The sequence below is a fragment of the Flagellimonas flava genome, from assembly GCF_050617915.1.
GTDB classification, from domain to species: Bacteria; Bacteroidota; Bacteroidia; order Flavobacteriales; family Flavobacteriaceae; genus Flagellimonas; species Flagellimonas flava_A.
The window spans coordinates 409,491-427,705 of record NZ_JBODQE010000005.1; the positions used below are offsets into that span (position 1 = coordinate 409,491).

Below are 18,215 nucleotides of genomic sequence, written 5' to 3' on the forward strand. Positions count from 1 at the left end.
AGATTTGATATCCAACCCCAAGACTAAATGAGACACCTTGCCTTTATTTTTTTATTGGCGTTTTTCCCCTGCACGCACTTGCTTGCACAGACTTACCAGATTACGGGAAAGGTTGTAGATCAAGAAAATAATTTAATTCCATATGCCAACATTCTTTTGTTACAGGCAGTTGATTCCACTTTTGTTATGGGAACATCGGCAGATGAGTTGGGCTACTTTTCTTTGAACGAGGTTGAACCTGACCTATATTTATTACAGGCCAGTTATGTGGGTAGGGGCTCCGAACCAAGAGCATTGGATATTGCCGGCAACGTTTCCTTGGGAGCTTTGATTATTCCTCTGGAAACTAATACCCTGGACGAGGTTGTGGTGACCGCAAAGCGACCAACGCTGCAAAGACTGCCAGACAGACTGGTCTTTTCCGTTGAGAACACCATTGTTTCACAGGGAAGTTCTTGGGACATATTGAGAAGCACTCCAGGGGTTATTGTAAATCAGGAAGATTTACAGATAAAGGGGCAAAGTGCCACTGTTTATCTGAATGACCGAAAGGTGCAGCTCTCTGGTCAAGAAGTAAAGGAATTGTTGGAAGGCTTTTCAGGGAACAATATAAAATCAGTGGAAGTAATTGCCAATCCCCCAGCGCGCTACGACGCTGAAGGCGGTCCCATATTGAACATTGTTACCTCCAAAAACATTACGCCAGGGTATAAAGGCAGTATCAACGGGAGTTATACCCAGGCCTCGTTCCCAAAATTTGCCACAGGGATGAGCCACTATTTCAAGACGGACAAACTCAACCTGTTTGCCAACTATTCCATAAGCCAAAAAAAAGAATTGCAGAAGACAAGAAAGGGAACAAATTATATGGATGACACCAATTCGATTTTTTCGAGATGGACCACCTTATACAATGAAACCCTGTCTTCCCAGGCTCAGAATGCCAGCTTTATACTGGACTACGATTTTGATGAAAGAAACAGCCTTAACCTTACTTCCAATTTGGCCTTTAATTTTGGACAGGAAAGGGAAATAGACTTGAATGCGGAAATTAGGGATGGACAGCAGCAGTTGGATTCAACTTTTGTGACCAGGAATATTGCCGATTTGGACAATTCCAACTTGGCCTTTGACCTTTCATATGTCCATAAACTGAAGAAACCAGGAGCCAGGCTCACTTTTAATGGACACTTTACCAACTATAATGGGGAATCGTTTCAAAATTTGAACTCCAATTATTTTGACGACAATGCCATGTTCATACGAAATTTTGGCTTTGACACGGATTCCAAACAGGACATACAAATTTTTACGGGACAGGCAGATTTCTCAACGCCCTTGGGATCCAGCTCATTTGAAACAGGGCTTAAGATGTCCTCCATTACTTCCGAAAGCAGGGTAGACTTCCGGAATTTTATTGGGTCGGATGACACTGTTAGTCCATCCTTGTCCGATGTTTTTTCCTATGATGAGAAGGTTTATGCAGGATATTTGAGTTGGGTCAAGAGCTGGGATAAATGGTCTATGAAATTAGGCGTTAGAGGGGAACTAACCGAAGCCGATGGAACATCACAAACTCTTGATGAGACCAATACCGTGGATTTTTTTGAACCCTTTCCTTCCGTTTATATACTATACTCTCCATCTGACAAACATAGCTTTGCCTTTGACTATGGAAGAAACGTGGACAGACCTAAATACAATGACCTAAACCCCTTTCGGGTCTTTTTCAACGAAAATGACTTTGAAGAGGGCAATCCTGGTTTAAGGCCAAGTTTCAGCAATAATTTCAACTTCAATTACTCCCTGAACAGCGAGTTCTTTGTTGATATTTATTACAGAGACAACGGACGCAATATTGGGTATTTGGTGTTTCAGGACAATGATGAGCAAACCTTGGTGGAGTTGAAACAAAACATGTTGGCAAGTAAGTCCTATGGTCTGGATTTCACAGTTAGCAAGGGGATAACCCCATTTTGGTTTATGTATGCGTACACTTCCTTTTTTCATGAAGAAGAGACGTTTCTCGCAGTGGAAAGCAACAATCAGGAATACACCAACGAAGTGGATGGGGTTTATGGCTATTTGGCCAATTACCTGACCCTCTCCAAAGATGGCACTTTTACTGGAGAACTTACCATGACTTATATATCCCAATTTTTATTCGGTTCGTATATCTCAGATGAGCAGTTGAATCTGACCCTGGGATTGCGTAAATCCCTCTGGAACAATCGAGCAAGTATTTCTGTTGCCGCAGAAGACCTGCTTGAACGATACCTTACCACATACACCTCAAGATACCTTAATCAGTACAATTTTTACAGACGCAGACCGGAGGCCCAGTTTATCCGATTTGGGTTCACCTATAATTTCGGAAACTTTAAGCTACAGGATAATGAGCGGGCCATCGAGAAAAAAGAGCGTGACCGATTGGAGAGCGAGTAACTCCCTGATTTTCCTGTATTTTGTATTTTTGCAATCCTAAAAAAGAAGGATTTGCCAAAGATTGGAAACATAGAACTCCCGGATTTCCCGTTGCTGCTTGCTCCCATGGAGGACGTTAGTGACCCACCTTTTAGGGCCCTGTGCAAAGAACAGGGTGCAGATGTGGTCTACACCGAATTCATTTCGTCGGAAGGGCTTATCAGGGATGCAGCCAAAAGTGTGATCAAGCTGGATATTTACGAAAAGGAACGCCCAGTGGGAATCCAAATATTTGGTGCTGAACTGGATTCTATGCTGAAGGCTGTTGATATTGTTGAAAAATCCAAACCTGACATAATCGACATTAATTTTGGATGCCCCGTGAAGAAGGTGGTATCCAAAAATGCTGGTGCCGGAATTCTTAGGGACATTCCCTTGATGGTGAAACTAACCGAGGAAATGGTAAAGCGGACGCATTTACCCGTTACGGTTAAGACCAGATTGGGATGGGATTCGGATTCCATCAAGATTATAGAAGTCGCGGAACGATTACAAGATGTGGGAATTCAAGCTATCGCCATTCACGGTCGAACCCGGGTGCAGATGTACAAGGGCGACGCCAATTGGGCACCAATTGCAGAAGTAAAGAATAACTCCAGAATGCATATCCCAGTATTCGGAAATGGGGATGTGGACACTCCTGAGGCCGCCGTGAGAATGCGGGATGAATTTGGACTTGACGGAGCAATGATCGGAAGGGCAAGCATTGGCAATCCATGGTTCTTTAAGGAGGTGAAGCACTACTTTAAGACAGGAACACATTTGGCACCTCCCACCATGGAAGAACGCGTGGATGCTGCTCGAAGACACCTACAAATGGCCATTGATTGGAAAGGTGAAAAGTTAGGGGTTTTTGAAACCCGTAGACATTATACCAATTACTTCAAAGGTATTCCCCATTTCAAGGAGTACCGCATGAAAATGGTAACCAGCGACGATTCCTCAGATGTTTTTGCTGCATTCGATGAGGTTTTGGAAAAATTCGGAGATTTTCAGTTTGTTTAGGAAGCAATCAAACGCCTGCTAATCCTACTACTGGCTATTTTGGAAGAAATAAACCCAAGCACTACAATGGTGCCCACCACCACCACAACATTCATCAAATTATATTCTACTGGATAGGCCAAGGAAGGTGTAATTTTTAACCAACCGAAAGCAAGTTGCGACCCAATCAAAAGTGACCCAATTAGCACCCCGATAAGTCCACCCAATGTGGTAACAAGAAGACCTTGGGTAAAATAAATGGAGCGCAGCTCTTTAATGGTGGCGCCAAGGCTAAAAAGGGTTTTGGAGTTTTGTTGTTTGTCCAAGATCATCATTATGATGGCCCCAACCACATTGAACAAAGCAATGATCAGAACCAGGGTAAAGATTAAATAAGTTGCAAGATTTTCGGTGTTGAGCATGCGATAAAGGGTACTGTTCTGCTCCTGTCTGTTGAGCACCAACACCTTATTGCCCAAAATTGTTTTGAGTTCGTTTCGAACGTCTTCCAAAGGAAGTTGCCCATTCAATTTAAAGTTGATTCCAGAGATTTGAGTACTATCCTTTTCCAAAAAAGTCTGCACAAGGGGCAGCTGGGCAAACACATATTTTTTATCCAGATTTTCCTCAACCGCATAGACCCCGCTCACAACCAACGGCAATTCATTATAAGGTTTGGAGCTGAAACTCTGCTGAGAAATGGAACCCTTTCCTGGCTTTGGTACCAAGGCGGTCAAAGGAGTTTGGTAATTGTCCAAAGGAACATTCAGCAAATTGTAAATACCGATTCCCACCACTCCGTTATATTCTGTAATTCCCCAATTGCCAAAATACAGGGTGCTGTCCACGCCGGTTACAGATCTGTAATTTCCATCAATGCCTTTGATGTAGGCAAAATGGCTTTTGTCCCTAAAGGTGAGATAGACCCGTTCCTCCAGTTCCTTGGAGTAGTTGGCCAGACCCTGTACCTGCTGTAGCTTGTTTTCTTCCTCTGGAGCAATGGAAAAGTGCTTCCCATAGGCTGGAAGTGCCTTAAGATCTGGATCAAAAGTATTGGTAAAGGAAAGACTAAAGGTTTTTAGCCCAGCGAAGGCCGAAAGCACAATGAATAGCGCAGCGGATCCAATAACGATCACTAAAAATGTGATGAAATTGATAATGTTTACCGCATTTTGACTGCTTTTTGACCGTAAATAGCGCTTCGCGATATAAAATGGAAAGTTCAAAATCAGGATTTCTTTCGTTTGGCAAGCAAGTCCCTGTTCTCAATGGGGTTTTCTTCTCCCTTTAATGATTTTTCAATTTGATCGATGTATTCCAAGGAATCATCATGATAGAAACTAAGTTCTGGAACCCGGCGCAATTGATTTTTGGTTCGTTGCGCCAACTCGTGCTTGATCAGGGGTTGATTGGACTTGACCCCATCCAACAATTCGTTGGCCTTATCATTTGGGAATATGCTAAGGTAGACCTTGGCAATGGAAAGATCGGTGGTAACATAGACCTTTGAAACTGAAATCAATGTTCCTTTTAAACCTCCATCTGTTGCGGCCCGTTGAAGGATATCCGCAATATCCTTTTGAATGATCCCCGCAATTTTCTTCTGCCGCTGTGTTTCCATACTGCAAAATAACGGAATAAATGACGAACCTCATGATATCATAAGAAGACAGTGCTTAATTTTGGAGAGAAATACCTGCAAACGATTCAAAAAAGCAAGAAATATGGATAAAATAGAACATATTGGGATAGCCGTTAAAAATATTGGGGAGTCAAACAAATTGTTTGCAAAACTGTTGGGTGTTGAACCTTATAAAATGGAAGAAGTTGCTTTGGAAGGGGTAAGGACTTCCTTTTTTCAATCGGGGCCCAATAAAGTGGAACTGTTGGAAGCGACTACCTTGGATAGCCCCATTGCCAAATTTTTGGATAGGAAAGGCGAGGGGATTCATCACATTGCCTTTGCCGTGGAAGACATTGAATCGGAACTACAACGGTTAAAGAAAGAAGGCTTTAGAATATTGAACGAAACACCCAAAAAGGGGGCTGATAACAAGCTGGTGGCGTTTTTACACCCCAAGGGAACCAATGGGGTTTTGGTGGAACTTTGTCAGGAGATAAAGGAAGAGTAGCGGTTTAAAACCTTGCGACGAAGAAAAATAAGTAGTAATATTGCATCCGCAATTTGCGGGTCCTATAGCTCAGTTGGTTAGAGCACCTGACTCATAATCAGGGGGTCCCTGGTTCGAGCCCAGGTGGGACCACAGGAAGATTTCAAAATTTACCTAAAAGCCTGAAAATGAACTGTTTTCAGGCTTTTTCATTTTCATTGATTTCATATAAAACCATTTGAAATCAACCGTTCTGGTGAGTAAATCGGTGAGTACTTTTTTATTCGCAAAAATGCCACCCAAACTATGTTAAAGAGTTGATATTCAATTCTTTGTTCGGATTTGTAATCGATATTAAAATCCAAAAAGCACGGTTATGGAGGCAAAAAACACATTTTCCATCCTTTTTTACCCAAAGACCAGTGACTCCGATAAGAACGGAATGTCCCCTCTTTTCCTTCGAATCACGGTCGATTCCAAGAGGGCCGAACTCAGCCTAAAAAGAAAAGTGAACCCCGAGGACTGGTGCCCAAATTCGGGCAAGGTCAAAGGAAGGGGACGGATACCAGAAGAGATCAACGGCTACCTTGATGAACTGAGAACACGTATACGTCGTATACAGGGGGAATTTGTGGCACAGGCAAGGCCCTATACGGCATCGATGTTAAAAGGATGCCTGTTGAACAAGGGCAATGAACTCAAAACGGTACTATCCATTTATGATGGCCACAATGCTAAGGTGAAAAGCTTAATGGGGAAGGATTATACCTATAGCACCTATAGAAGGCATGTACGGACACGAAACCATTTGGAAGGATTCATCCTAAAAGAGTATGGACAGAGAGATTTTTTTATCAAGGATGTAGATTTAGGGTTTATTACCCGGTTTGAGCATTATCTTCATATGGTCAGCGCGGGAGGCCATAATACGATTACCAAATATGTGACCAATTTCAAGAAGATAGTGCGAATGGCGTTTGCCAATAATTGGGTTGTCTCTGACCCTTTCTTCCATTGGAAGGCCAAATGGCAGAAAACCGAACGGGAGGTACTGACCGAGGCCGAACTACAAACATTGATGGAGAAGGTATTCAAATCGGAGCGTTTAGCGCGAGCGAGGGATGTCTTCATTTTTTGCTGCTTTACAGGTCTGTCCTATGTTGATGTCAAAAAATTGACAAGAGACGATATTGCATTAGGAATAGATGGTAGGCGATGGATAAAGATCTTGCGAACAAAGACCAAGGTCAAGAGCACTGTCCCACTTTTGCCAATGGCGGAAAGAATATTGGAGAAGTATAAAAAGAGCTCACAGAAAGCTGAAAATGTACCCTTACTTCCTGTATTGAGCAACCAAAAGTCAAACCAGTACCTAAAGGAAATATCGTCATTGTGCGGGATAAACAAACGGATAACCTTCCACCTTTCCCGGCACACTTTTGCCACTACTGTTACCTTGGCCAATGGAGTACCCATCGAATCGGTCAGTAAGATGCTTGGGCACCAGTCCATAAAGACCACACAGATATACGCCAAGGTGCTTGACAAAAAACTTATGGAGGACATGGAATTGGTCAGGAGTAAATATGCGGGTATTTAACACGGTTTTTGTTAAGTTTTTTATAAACACATTGGAGCTGGAGAATGGTTTTAGTTCCTTTAATTGCCATTGAGGTAAGTAAACTTGTTTAAAAAATGTGGCATCAAAAGTGAGAATTGTTTCCAGCATTAGGGCAAGGGTAATTATTGTTTGTATTCTACTACTCGGATGTGGTCTTGCTTTTGGACAACAAAAGAAAACACTTATCGGTAAAGTTGTCCCTGATACTTCCGAGAATAGCTCTGTGAATGTTCAGAACATTTCTGCAAGAACGGGAACCATCACAGATTCCATTGGGAATTTTCAAATATTGGTTAGACCAAATGATACTTTGGTCTTTTCGGCCGTACATCTAAAAAGAAAAACAGTGATAATTAATGACTCCATCTATTATGGGACTTCCTATATCGTCGTGCCTATGGAAGTTTTTGTCAACAAGCTACGAGAAGTGGTAGTACAGCCATATAATCTTTCTGGTAAATTGACTCAGGATTTGAATACCCTAAAGCTACAAAAAGATGTCAGTGCCGAGGCACTTAAATTACCCAACGCGGATGTAAAAATCATCTCGCAAAGTGAGAACAAGCTCCATGATGCAGATCATGGTAAGTTTTTCTATTACTATATTATTGGTGCGGCAATAAACGTCAATAAAATATTGAATAGATTAAGCGGTAGAACCAAAATGCTCAAGGAAAGGGTTGAAATAGATAAGAAATATCAACAAACCCAGGATATAAGAACTTCCATTGTTGATTCTCTTTTCTTGAATGAACTGAAAATTCCGCATGAAAGAATTTCAGATTTCATGTATTTCTGTGAGGTTGATAAACAATTTCAAAAATTGGTCAGTGAGGGCAACCAACTGTTGCTTTGGGAATATCTATTGGCCAGGGGAGAGCTATATAGAAAAAATAACGGATTGGAATAAACCTTGTCGACTTTAAAATAATATCTTATTTCATTTTATCCACTCAAAAAGCTTAAAAATGTTCTTCCCTTAATACGCCTCTTATAAAAAGATTGACGGATTGATGGGGAAAATAGTTAGCATAAAATCCATAGAATATTCACATGGTTAACAATATAGAGCGCAGGTAACGAATTTAACTTTTTAAATATCCTCGGCTCACTAAATCATCCTCATTCAGAATATCAAATGTTTTTGAGTCCTTGATCAAGATCTTCTTATCGGCCACGGCCAAGACATCTCTATAGTAGTGGTCAGTTAGGATAATCCCTTTTTCCTTTTTCAAGTCGATAAGAAAATCCCGTATAAGATCCTTATAAAGAGGTTCAATCATTGAAAACGGCTCATCCAAAAAAAGAAAGTCGTGATCTAAGAAAGAAACCAATACCAATTCAAAATAGCGAAGTTCCCCCAAGGACAAATCCTTGATTCTTCTATTCTCAATTCCATGAATTCCCGGGGCATAAAATACATTATCCTGCCGTTCACTGTCAGGAAAATACATGGGGATTACCTTATTGACCTTTATGTTTTTTGGAAGAAAACTTTCCTGTGGAAGGTACCCTATTCTACGATTTGGTATTATCTGCTTTGGATTTGTTTTGATACCATCGATTTCCATGTTTATGCAGTCTGCCTTAAGAGTTCCAAAAACACACTTGAGCATGGTTGATTTGCCAGTACCATTGCGACCAAAAACGCCCACTATTTCATTTGTCCTGCAACCAATGCCTATATTATCAAGGACTTGATTGTCCCCAAAACTTTTTGATAAATTTTCAACTTTCAACTCAGCCATCAACGAAACATAGAATAGAACACTGCACAAACCAATAGTGAGACAAAGGGGTTAATTAGGAATGCATTGAACATCAATTTTCTTTTGGTAATACCCAAATTGTAGAAAAAGTAGTACTGGTTTTTATGGATGATATTATATATAATGATGCCCAAAACCAAGCCAAAAGTGGCAAAAACCAAACCCCCCAACAATGGCCCCAGTACAAGGGCAATGGCAGTAGAAAAAGTAAGGTTATAGATTAGTACGTACTTGTAATAATTAAAATATACTTCCAAATTTTATAATTGATGGTCTTGTCAGTATTATCAAAAATATGGTATGGGTCTGCTCCTAAGGACGAATTTAACCCAATTTTAGCTATTCCCGATTTTAGGAGCGTAGCGGAGAAAATGGGATAGCGAGAGGGTAGCACGCTAAAGCGGTGCTACGTTATCCAATTTATGGCCAAAAGGCCAATGAAATTAGGGCTTTTGCTAGCTCATTCTCATGAATGAATTTTTATTTTTTTACTGTAAAAACACTAGGAACCCCTATAAACATTGAAAAAATTTACAGTAAAAACACAAAAACCATGAATAAAGAAATGATACTTTTTTGGTTGGTTCAGGAATACAGGGGACCAGTCGTTTTCCAATCAATGTTTTTTGTGAATTGGGTCAAATCCTTTGGGAGGCCTAATAAACACAGTAAAAAATTGACCCAATTTGCTTCCAATTATATGCTTTACCTCGCTCAGTAGTATTAGTATTCTATGAGTTTTCCAAATAAAAAATGATATAATAAGTGCATTATTTTTCCCATTCAATACACCCCTTGTTTTGTGGGGGGCGATATTGAAGGAAAAAATAATGTGTTAGGTGGCATGTCCATAAACGCTCACGTATGGTGTCCCACGATTGACGGCCGCGAATATCCTGGCGATCAGTTTGTTCCTTATGATGTTCAGTGTGCTCATCTTGTTCTTTCCCTCTTGCGTTCTCCTTTCGTAATAACGTTTCATTTCCGGGTTGTACTGTATGGCGGCGGTCGCGCACATGTTCAGGATGCCCTTCAGTTGCTTATTGGCGATATGGGACACTCTGGAACGCCCCTTTATGCTGGTTCCCGATTGGTTTGGAAAGGGTGCCACACCACAATAGGATGCGAATTTTCTCCAAGTTTTGAACTTCGTGAACCTGTTGGTGTGGACGATCACCAATAGGGCGGTGATGGGACCCACTCCCTTGACACTGGTCACCAGTTCGAACAGTTCCTTGAGTTCTTTGTCCCCATTGACCACTTCCATCATCTGGCCCTCAAGTTTGAGCATCTTTCCAGAAAGGACCTCCACAATGCTCTTCTGCATATCGAATAGCACCTTGTAATCCTTGGCTCCTAAAACGCTTTTCTGCTCTTTAAGGGTTGTCCTGTACCCGGCCCTTTGCCTGGCCATCTTGGCCCTTAATGAGAACATTGCGCTCAATCGCCTGATTTTGACATCTGAGATTTTGGAAGGTTGGATCTCGTCCCTCAGACGGTACGCATAGAGCGCAATCCTCTGGGCATCCACCCAATCGCTCTTTCCCCTGGCAATTCCCAGAGATCGTTTCACCTCTAGACCGGGCACGATATGGCATGGAAGGTTCTCGGAGACAAAAAAATCGGATAGGGCATGGGAATATAGTCCGGTGTGTTCAAAAACGAATAGGGTTCCTTCTTTGGCTACCGAACTCTCCTTAAAAGCCCAATCCACCAGTTTCTTAAACCCCTTGGGATCGTTCCTGAACTTGCCCTTGCTCCCGGTTGAATGGATGCATACATCCAATGTCACTTTGCTGACATCAATGCCAACGGTCTCCTTGATTTCCATAACTTTATAGTGTTTAAAAATGGTTACTTTGACTAAAACCTTTAACAGGTAATTCCTAAAATTCTATTTGGTCCTTGTAACCGGGTTATAAAGAACGGAGACTAATACTAATCATGGTCCGGATGGACTATTTGTGTAAAGAGTTCACTCCGTTCTTTTTCCATTAAAAACCAAAGTTATCCACAAAAAAGGAAGTTGTGAGTCTCCCCCGGACCCCCTCTTTTCAACATCATCAACATGGTTCTTATATGGAATCCAATCTAAGGGTATTTGGGACGCTTGCAGCGCGAAACCTTGTTTCGCTCGCTAAAACACGTATTAGTATTATAGAGTACACTGAATAGAAAAAACGCTTCCCAGCTAAGCATCTAGTGTATTTCGGATGATAAGATTACTGTATCTTTAAGAATTGTATTACAACAAAATCAAAACACCTATGGCCATACAGCCACACGTGAAACTTAAATCCGATACACAAAAAGAAAATCCAGTCACCATGGAATTCAATTATGGATTTGGAAGTGATAAGGAGGAAGCGAAACCAGAACCTAATTATGAACCCATGGTCAAGCGTTTTCGAGGTTCTTTGGTACAGCTTAGTTCTGATATCGAAAATAGGCATGAACAAAGAAATGAAGATTTAGAAATTCCCGCACATTACGATTTTATTCGTATTAGGTTCCAGGATCAATTCAATCTTAAAGAATACCAAAGATGGTATAACGACTTTGGTCTGGCAGGGGTCCATTTTTCAGAGTTCAATAGGGAAGGCTTATTTGCCGTGGCGGATGAGAAACTGTTTCAAACCTTTGTAAAAGGAATTGAACAATTTATAGCCAAGGAATCAGGTGAAGTGAACAATGCAGAATATCCTGCAAGAATCCGTTTTGTTCGTGACTTTCGATTACTGACCACATCGGAAATATTAAGTTATGAAGAGCGAACACCTTTGATGTTTTTTCAGTTAATTGAATTTCCGGTTGGCTCTCCAGAATCAGTCGCGATTTATCAGAAACTAGAAGAATATCTCCAAGAAAATGCTTATGAATTTCGATTGGTGGAGGAAGGAAGTGTTTTGGAAATCCACGGGGCATCTCAAGAACGAATTGAGGAGATTGCCAGCAACTTTGATATTGTGTTGAGCATAACCTCTTCCTTGGCTACCACGGTGCGACCTTCGGAACTGAATACTGTAGAAAGGTCTTACGGTTTCGAAATAAACAATGCGGATGAAGAACTTCCTATTATAGGCATTCTGGATACTGGGATTAGCAGTGAAACACCATTAGCAAGTATTTTGTTGAAAGATGACAGATTCAATTTGACAACAACCAGTGTCTTTGTTGATAATGCCAACGACGGCTATGGACATGGCACATCGGTAGCTGCATTGGCTTCATTGGGTCGGGAACCGTATTTGACTAATTTCGAAGGGGAATATCCTGCACATGCCAAATTACTGTCTATGAAGATATTGGACGCAAATAGTGGTTTTTTATCTATTGCGGAGGTCATTAGCCTACTAAAGGGAGCCAAGCAGGAATACCCTGAAATCAAAATTTTCGTACTGACCACTTGTTTCCCAGCCCCTAAGCCAACCAATGAGGGCTTTTCATCATACGCCTACAAATTGGATAAATTTACACATGAAAATGATTGTCTCATTTTTATCTGTACTGCAAACAATAATAATGCTTCCGCCCAACTAGGGTATGACCTTAATTACTTTTCTGAAGAGGACACCAATCTATGTACTCCTGCAGAAAGCATGAATAATGTAGTCGTGGGTGCTGCAGCTGATAATTTGAGTACTGGTGTTTTTGAAGGCATTTCCAAGGGCAGAGAGTTTCCTGCTCTTTATTCTAGGAAAAGCCATTTGGATTTAAGCGGATTGTTACCCAGCAATAAACAGAACAAACAATTGTTTAGACCTGATGTCATCGATGCTGGAGGGGATTATGAACAGTCTGGTTTTTTCATTGGAGTAGGAGAGAATGCCTCAATCGAGGTGCTTTCCGCTAATCCAGCATTTGGCTTTTACAAGGATTCTGGTACAAGCTTCTCTACCCCTTTGGTTGCGAATACTGCCGTACAAATTCAAAAAAAATATCCTGCTATTAGTGCTCAGACTATCAAGGCTTTGATTGTTAACGGTGCGTCTTTGGAAAATATTAGGTTTGATGATAACCTTAGACCTTTCCAAAATAAAACAGTGGGAAATGGACTAGTCAAACCTTTAAGAAGCCTTAATTCCTCTGATAACGAAATAACATTTGTAATTGAAGATAAAATAACTCCAGATCAAATGAAAGTTTTTCCTTTGAACTTCCCCACCTATCTTACAGCCGGAAACCTTGGAAAAAGCATTGGTCTACTTAAGTGTACTGCAACACTATGTTTTAGTTTTGAACCTGTAATGAACAATCACCTTGGATATTGTCCACTTCAAATGGCCTTTTCGATTTTCAGAAATCATTCTGGAACCCAAATCTTAGAAAAAGAGGAAGATATAAAATCCAAGCTGAAATCAAGTTGGTCGCAAAACAATCGGTGGAAACAGAAACCCATCCCTGCTTCTAATACTCAAAAAATTAGTTTCTCGATTAGTGAGAAGGACCTAAAAGATGAAGAGCTTACATTTAAATTAGCTGTACACTGTCTCGTGAATTCTCAACTTTTGGGAGACACAAAAAAGTACGCAAAGGAACACCCTTTTTCTATGGCCATTACCATTGAGGAAACCCTTCGAGATGCTAAAAAGACAGGAAAACTTTATGCCGAAATGAGTGCTATTAATGAAGTCGAGAATATAACTGAGTTAGAAAGCGATGCGGGAATTGATATCGAACTGGAAAATGAGTGAGCCGGGCACCGATGACTAATCCTTACTGAGCGTCTGCTTTTCTTCTAAAAGCAGTTCCTTCCATATATCAATATGAATTGTTGGTTTTATATCTCTGACTTTTTCTTGTTGATCAAACAAACTTCTTTTTATAGCGGTTACTAATGCTTTTTGAATGCTGTAGTAGGAAAGACCTTCAGCAATTGAGATGGCCTTTTTTATAGCCCTAGGTTTGTCGAATTTGAAATTGCCATTTTTTAAGGTTAGTCTGATAAGCTCCCTTATATTTTCCGTGTCGGGTAACGGAAACTCGATATTGGTATCGAATCTTCTTAACAGAGCATCATCAATCATATCTTTTTGGTTAGTGGCAGCGATAACAATACTGCTTTGTGGTAAATAATCAAAAAGTTGTAAAATGGTATTCACCACGCGTTTCATTTCTCCATGATCTTGATTGTAATCCCTTACTTTTCCCAACGAATCGAACTCATCAATAAATATGATGCAGTCTTCTGTGGCCGCTTTCCTGAAGATTTTTGCCAAGTTTTTACTCGTTTCCCCAAGCTTGGATGAAACAATGGCACCCAAATTCACCACAATCATAAGCTTCTTCAATTCCCCTGCGATGACATAAGAAGCCAAAGTCTTACCGCATCCTGACGGACCATGGAGCAAAACCTTATTAGAAACTGGTAGATTGTACTTCTGCAACAATTTTAGGGATTCATGTTCCTTAACAAAGAAATCCAATTGTTTTCTCACCTGGTCACCACAAACCAGATTTTCAAAACTATATTCCGAAGTCAACTTTTCCAAAATTAGGTCGCCGACTTCCCTATCCACAACACGGTCATAATATGTATCGGAACCTACTTTGCTTAATCCACTAGTGCGCTGCTCTTTAATGGCATCCTTCAATATGGATTGCAACTGAATGGCAAAGTTTACTTTTTTGGTTTTTTTAGAGTATTCTATGAGCTCATTCAATGAAGACAAAAGACCATCCTGATCATTCTCAAGACCATATTTTGCAATTTCTTTTATGTAATCAAACTGACTCACAAGGCAATTCTGCGGATTAGGTTGTAGCTAAGCATACCAAGAATATAATCTAAGTATAACTGTAGTATAATTAAAATAGAACAAATTACTATACAAAGTAAAGGAATTTTTGGGTTAAATTTTTTATGCCGTTTTTATATGGGTTAATCCCATACTACATAGAACTGCATAGAATTTTAATCAAACTTAAAGCAACCTGCGCAAATGACTAACCCGATAATGGATTGTAAGAATTTGTTATTTTGCTATATTGATTTAGTAAATTGGGTAAGCTAACAAATTGGTTTTGTTAGCATTGATCAAAGATTAAAATGACAAAAGAATTAAACATAAAATCATCTACAATTGAGAAGGGATTAGAGCTGGTGAAAGACTTTGTGGAAACACTCATTGGACCAACTATAGAGGAAGTTGGACTGTTAATGTCTGATAAGATAAAGTATTTTCGATTTAAAAATCAAGTGAAAATCTTAACAAAAGCAAAGGAGTATGTAAAGGATAAAAATATGGATATTAAGGAAATCCCAACCAAAATCCTTGTTCCCCTACTAGAAAGCGCCTCCCTCGAAGAAGATGAGAAGATGCAAGATAAGTGGGCTTTCATGATAGGTAACCTTGCTGATTCCGAACAGAATTTGCAAAATCAAATATTTCCGTACCTCTTGACCCAGATATCATCAAATGAATATGATAGATTATTTGAATTTGGGCAAAAAGAAAGATCTTATATGATTGACCATATTAAACTGCTTGATTTGAAGAAGGAACACAAATATTATTACAAGTGGAAGAATCGCGAATTATACACTAGAGTAAACAAAGTACAACAGGAAGGATTTGTAGTGGATGGCCTTGAGAATTATGAATATTCTAATCTACAAAGGTTGGGGCTTTTAAAGCAAATGCCCCCTAGAATTATTATCGATGAGCTTGAAATAGAACATAAGGGGGTTGAAGAAAGTGAATACTATCCGATTGAAGCCGAATACGACACTGATGATTATGGATACCGGATAACGTCGTTAGGCATAAGGTTTCTTTCGGTATGCAAGGAGAAAAAAGATAAAAGTTGATACTAAAATTAAAAATGGGTAAGTCAAAAGATATTTCAGAATCAATTTAACTAGTTGAAGCAAAACAAACCTGTTAAGGGTAGCATTTTGATAAATAATAATTACATTTAACCATAAACAAGTTCATTTAAAATCCGATACAGTTTTGGTGAGTTTTTTGGTGAGTAATCAAACTTATTCATTTGCAAGTCACTGAAAATGAGACCAATATAAAAATAGTTCAGTCCCAGGTGGGACCACAAAACATTACTTTAAGTTACTAACAGATATAAACCTTGTTCATTTGGACAAGGTTTTTCTTTTCCTGAAGAATTCCCAGCTAAATGTAGAAATTAAAAAAGGGATAAAAAGTCCAAACAACTTATTATCCCTTTAGTGGAGAATACCGGATTCGAACCGGTGGCCTCTTGCCTGCCAGCAAGAGGATTAGCATGCCAAGCTGAATCAAAATTATATATAACTAATTATTAATAAATGTTTTAATTAAATTTATATTTATTTTACAACAAACAAATCCATCTATTTGCGTGCAAATTGCGTGCAAATTTTTTTTACCTTTGATTAGGATGAACACTAATGTAAAACTTTCTTTGGATACGCGCAGGCAGAAAAAGGATGCCTCCTACCCAGTTATTTTACGATTGACTCATTTTCGCAAAACAACGTCAATAAGTTTAGGCCAATCTGTGCAAAAGGAGTTTTGGGACAATAAAAACGAGAAGATAAGGAGAGCGTTCAAAGGTACTTCATCAGTTAGTAAATTGAATAATCAGCTTTTGAAGGAAAAGACTAGAGCGGTGGACATAATTAATGACCTGCACGAGAAAGATGAACTTAATTTTTTATCCATTCTACAACTCAAAAGCAAAATCATAAAAACCGCCTCATTCGAATCATTTTTTGAATATAGTAAGGAAATAGTTAACGAGTTGAAGGCTGCAGAACGCTTTGGAAATGCGAACACATACTATGCTGTAATCAAAGTATTGGAAAAATTTACCTCTGGGAATGATATCAAATTCAACGAAGTTAATTACGACTTTCTAAAAAGGTTTGAGAGTTGGCATTTTTCTAGAGGGAACTCTGTAAACGGTCTTTCAGCGTATATGAGAACAATAAAGGCTATTTTTAATAAAGCTATAAAATCTGATTTAGTTTCAAGAGATGTTTACCCCTTTACACATTATAGAATTAAAACAACTCCTACTGAAAAAAGAGCCCTTGATATCAAGAGTATTAAGTCAATCATGCTTTTAAAGCTTGAAGAAACAGACTCTTTGTTTCATTATAGAAACTATTTTTTATCGTCTTATATGCTTTATGGAATTTCGTTTATGGATTTGGCATTTTTGAAGGTTCAAAATATCGTAGATAATCGTATTAAATTCCAAAGAAGAAAAACTTCTAAACCCTATGATATAAATGTAACACCTCAATTAAAAGAGATTCTTTCCTTTTATCTTCGGGATAAAGACAAATCAGACTTCATATTTCCAATAGTTAAAAGAGAGGTTTTTGAACTTCAATACAAAGATGTATTGTGGGCACGAAAGAGATACAATAAAGGGTTAAAAGAAATTGCAAAAAAGTGTAATATCGAACAACGATTGACTTCATATGTGTCTCGTCATAGTTTTGCTACACAAGCCATGTTGCAAGATGTTCCCTTACAAGCCATTTCAGCCATGCTAGGACACAATCGCCTATCAACTACTCAAATATACCTTAAGTCTTTGCCAAGCGAGGTATTAGATGGTTACAATAAAAAATTAGTGGAAATATAGGTTTGTAACTATAAAGTTCCTTATCTATAAATTTTGTTGACGGAAGCTGTAAAATTTTATAGTTTTCAGCTTGATCAAGCTTAAAGCACAAAACGATCTGAGCTATATCTAGAAAACTTATTTAATCTTTTCTTCTATATGTTTTACCATGTTACAAGCATCTTGGCTGCCGTTTTTACAAGCAGATTTGTAAAACGATAGGGCTCTGTCTAAATTTTTTGGCAGTTCTTTACCGTTAAAATATAGATTCCCCAATTGTACTTGTGCATTTGTATAATTTTGATCAGATGCCAACATAAAATAGGATATTGCGGTTTGAACATTCTTTTCTACCCCTTGATTGTTCAAATACATGATTCCCAAATTATATTGTGCTGGAGCAAAACCTGTATCGGCCGACTTTTTGAAATAATTCTTGGCCTTCCCATAGTTAACAGGAACGTTTTTACCAAAATAATACTTACACCCTATTTCAAAAGGAGTTCCTCTATTCGGAAAATACCAAATGATTGCAAGAACCAATAGTAAAATCCATAATGCAAACCCCCAAAGCCAATCTGTAAGTGGTATCTTATTGGATAGGGCGGTCAATGTATACCACCTGCGGCGGATGAAAGTGAGCAGTGCAAATCAAGTGCACGAGATCGACTC

14 protein-coding genes and 1 tRNA gene are annotated in these 18,215 nt (G+C 39.2%); 9 read left to right on the forward strand and 6 right to left on the reverse strand.

Going from position 1 to position 18,215, the window contains the following annotated elements:
- Positions 1–27: 27 nt before the first annotated feature.
- The gene (locus ACRHOZ_RS15165; RefSeq protein ID WP_431127094.1) at positions 28–2,445 is read left to right on the forward strand and encodes an outer membrane beta-barrel protein; all 2,418 of its coding nucleotides are present in this window, start codon (positions 28–30) and stop codon (positions 2,443–2,445) included.
- Positions 2,446–2,496: 51 nt separating this feature from the next.
- Positions 2,497–3,489, forward strand: a complete 993-nt coding sequence (gene dusB, locus ACRHOZ_RS15170) for a tRNA dihydrouridine synthase DusB (RefSeq protein ID WP_431127097.1) — start codon at positions 2,497–2,499, stop codon at positions 3,487–3,489.
- Here dusB and ACRHOZ_RS15175 read toward each other — a convergent pair.
- Both ACRHOZ_RS15175 and rbfA read right to left on the reverse strand, forming a co-directional pair.
- The gene (locus tag ACRHOZ_RS15175) at positions 3,486–4,694 is read right to left on the reverse strand and encodes an FtsX-like permease family protein (protein WP_431127099.1); all 1,209 of its coding nucleotides are present in this window, start codon (positions 4,692–4,694) and stop codon (positions 3,486–3,488) included. The two genes, dusB and ACRHOZ_RS15175, sit on opposite strands and share 4 nt — an antisense overlap.
- Before the next feature lie 2 nt (positions 4,695–4,696).
- Positions 4,697–5,089, reverse strand: coding sequence for a 30S ribosome-binding factor RbfA (rbfA, locus tag ACRHOZ_RS15180; protein WP_420401368.1), 393 nt, complete (start codon positions 5,087–5,089; stop codon positions 4,697–4,699).
- A gap of 103 nt (positions 5,090–5,192) precedes the next feature.
- Here rbfA and mce point away from each other — a divergent pair, with 103 nt between their 5' ends.
- The 4 genes from mce (at position 5,193) to ACRHOZ_RS15200 (ending at position 8,110) form a co-directional block, all read left to right on the forward strand.
- On the forward strand, positions 5,193–5,600 hold the full coding sequence (gene mce / locus ACRHOZ_RS15185; protein ID WP_431127103.1) for a methylmalonyl-CoA epimerase: 408 nt from the start codon (positions 5,193–5,195) through the stop codon (positions 5,598–5,600).
- Positions 5,601–5,658: 58 nt separating this feature from the next.
- Positions 5,659–5,732: transfer RNA gene (locus tag ACRHOZ_RS15190), tRNA-Ile, on the forward strand.
- 223 nt (positions 5,733–5,955) lie between these two features.
- A complete protein-coding gene (locus ACRHOZ_RS15195) occupies positions 5,956–7,179 on the forward strand; it encodes a site-specific integrase (RefSeq protein WP_431127105.1) in 1,224 nt (407 codons plus the stop codon).
- Between the two features lie 97 nt (positions 7,180–7,276).
- Entirely contained in the window at positions 7,277–8,110 is an 834-nt protein-coding gene (locus tag ACRHOZ_RS15200) for a hypothetical protein (protein ID WP_431127108.1), read from the forward strand.
- A gap of 175 nt (positions 8,111–8,285) precedes the next feature.
- Here the strand turns inward: ACRHOZ_RS15200 and ACRHOZ_RS15205 are convergent, their stop codons facing one another.
- Positions 8,286–8,948 (reverse strand): ATP-binding cassette domain-containing protein, encoded by a 663-nt coding sequence (locus ACRHOZ_RS15205; RefSeq protein ID WP_431127111.1) that lies wholly within the window; start codon positions 8,946–8,948, stop codon positions 8,286–8,288.
- Positions 8,949–9,804: 856 nt separating this feature from the next.
- Entirely contained in the window at positions 9,805–10,800 is a 996-nt protein-coding gene (locus tag ACRHOZ_RS15210) for an IS110 family transposase (RefSeq protein WP_431127114.1), read from the reverse strand.
- Between the two features lie 436 nt (positions 10,801–11,236).
- Between ACRHOZ_RS15210 and ACRHOZ_RS15215 the strand changes: the two genes are divergently transcribed.
- On the forward strand, positions 11,237–13,663 hold the full coding sequence (locus ACRHOZ_RS15215; protein WP_431127116.1) for a S8 family peptidase: 2,427 nt from the start codon (positions 11,237–11,239) through the stop codon (positions 13,661–13,663).
- 15 nt (positions 13,664–13,678) lie between these two features.
- On the opposite strand, the gene ACRHOZ_RS15220 is transcribed toward ACRHOZ_RS15215, so the two are convergent.
- Positions 13,679–14,707, reverse strand: coding sequence for an AAA family ATPase (locus tag ACRHOZ_RS15220; protein WP_431127119.1), 1,029 nt, complete (start codon positions 14,705–14,707; stop codon positions 13,679–13,681).
- Between the two features lie 311 nt (positions 14,708–15,018).
- Here ACRHOZ_RS15220 and ACRHOZ_RS15225 point away from each other — a divergent pair, with 311 nt between their 5' ends.
- Together ACRHOZ_RS15225 and ACRHOZ_RS15230 are read left to right on the forward strand one after the other, a co-directional pair.
- The gene (locus tag ACRHOZ_RS15225; protein ID WP_431127122.1) at positions 15,019–15,780 is read left to right on the forward strand and encodes a hypothetical protein; all 762 of its coding nucleotides are present in this window, start codon (positions 15,019–15,021) and stop codon (positions 15,778–15,780) included.
- A 566-nt stretch (positions 15,781–16,346) separates the two neighbouring features.
- Positions 16,347–17,564 (forward strand): phage integrase SAM-like domain-containing protein, encoded by a 1,218-nt coding sequence (locus tag ACRHOZ_RS15230; protein ID WP_431127125.1) that lies wholly within the window; start codon positions 16,347–16,349, stop codon positions 17,562–17,564.
- 117 nt (positions 17,565–17,681) lie between these two features.
- Here the strand turns inward: ACRHOZ_RS15230 and ACRHOZ_RS15235 are convergent, their stop codons facing one another.
- Positions 17,682–18,155 (reverse strand): tetratricopeptide repeat protein, encoded by a 474-nt coding sequence (locus ACRHOZ_RS15235; RefSeq protein ID WP_431127128.1) that lies wholly within the window; start codon positions 18,153–18,155, stop codon positions 17,682–17,684.
- Positions 18,156–18,215: the final 60 nt, after the last annotated feature.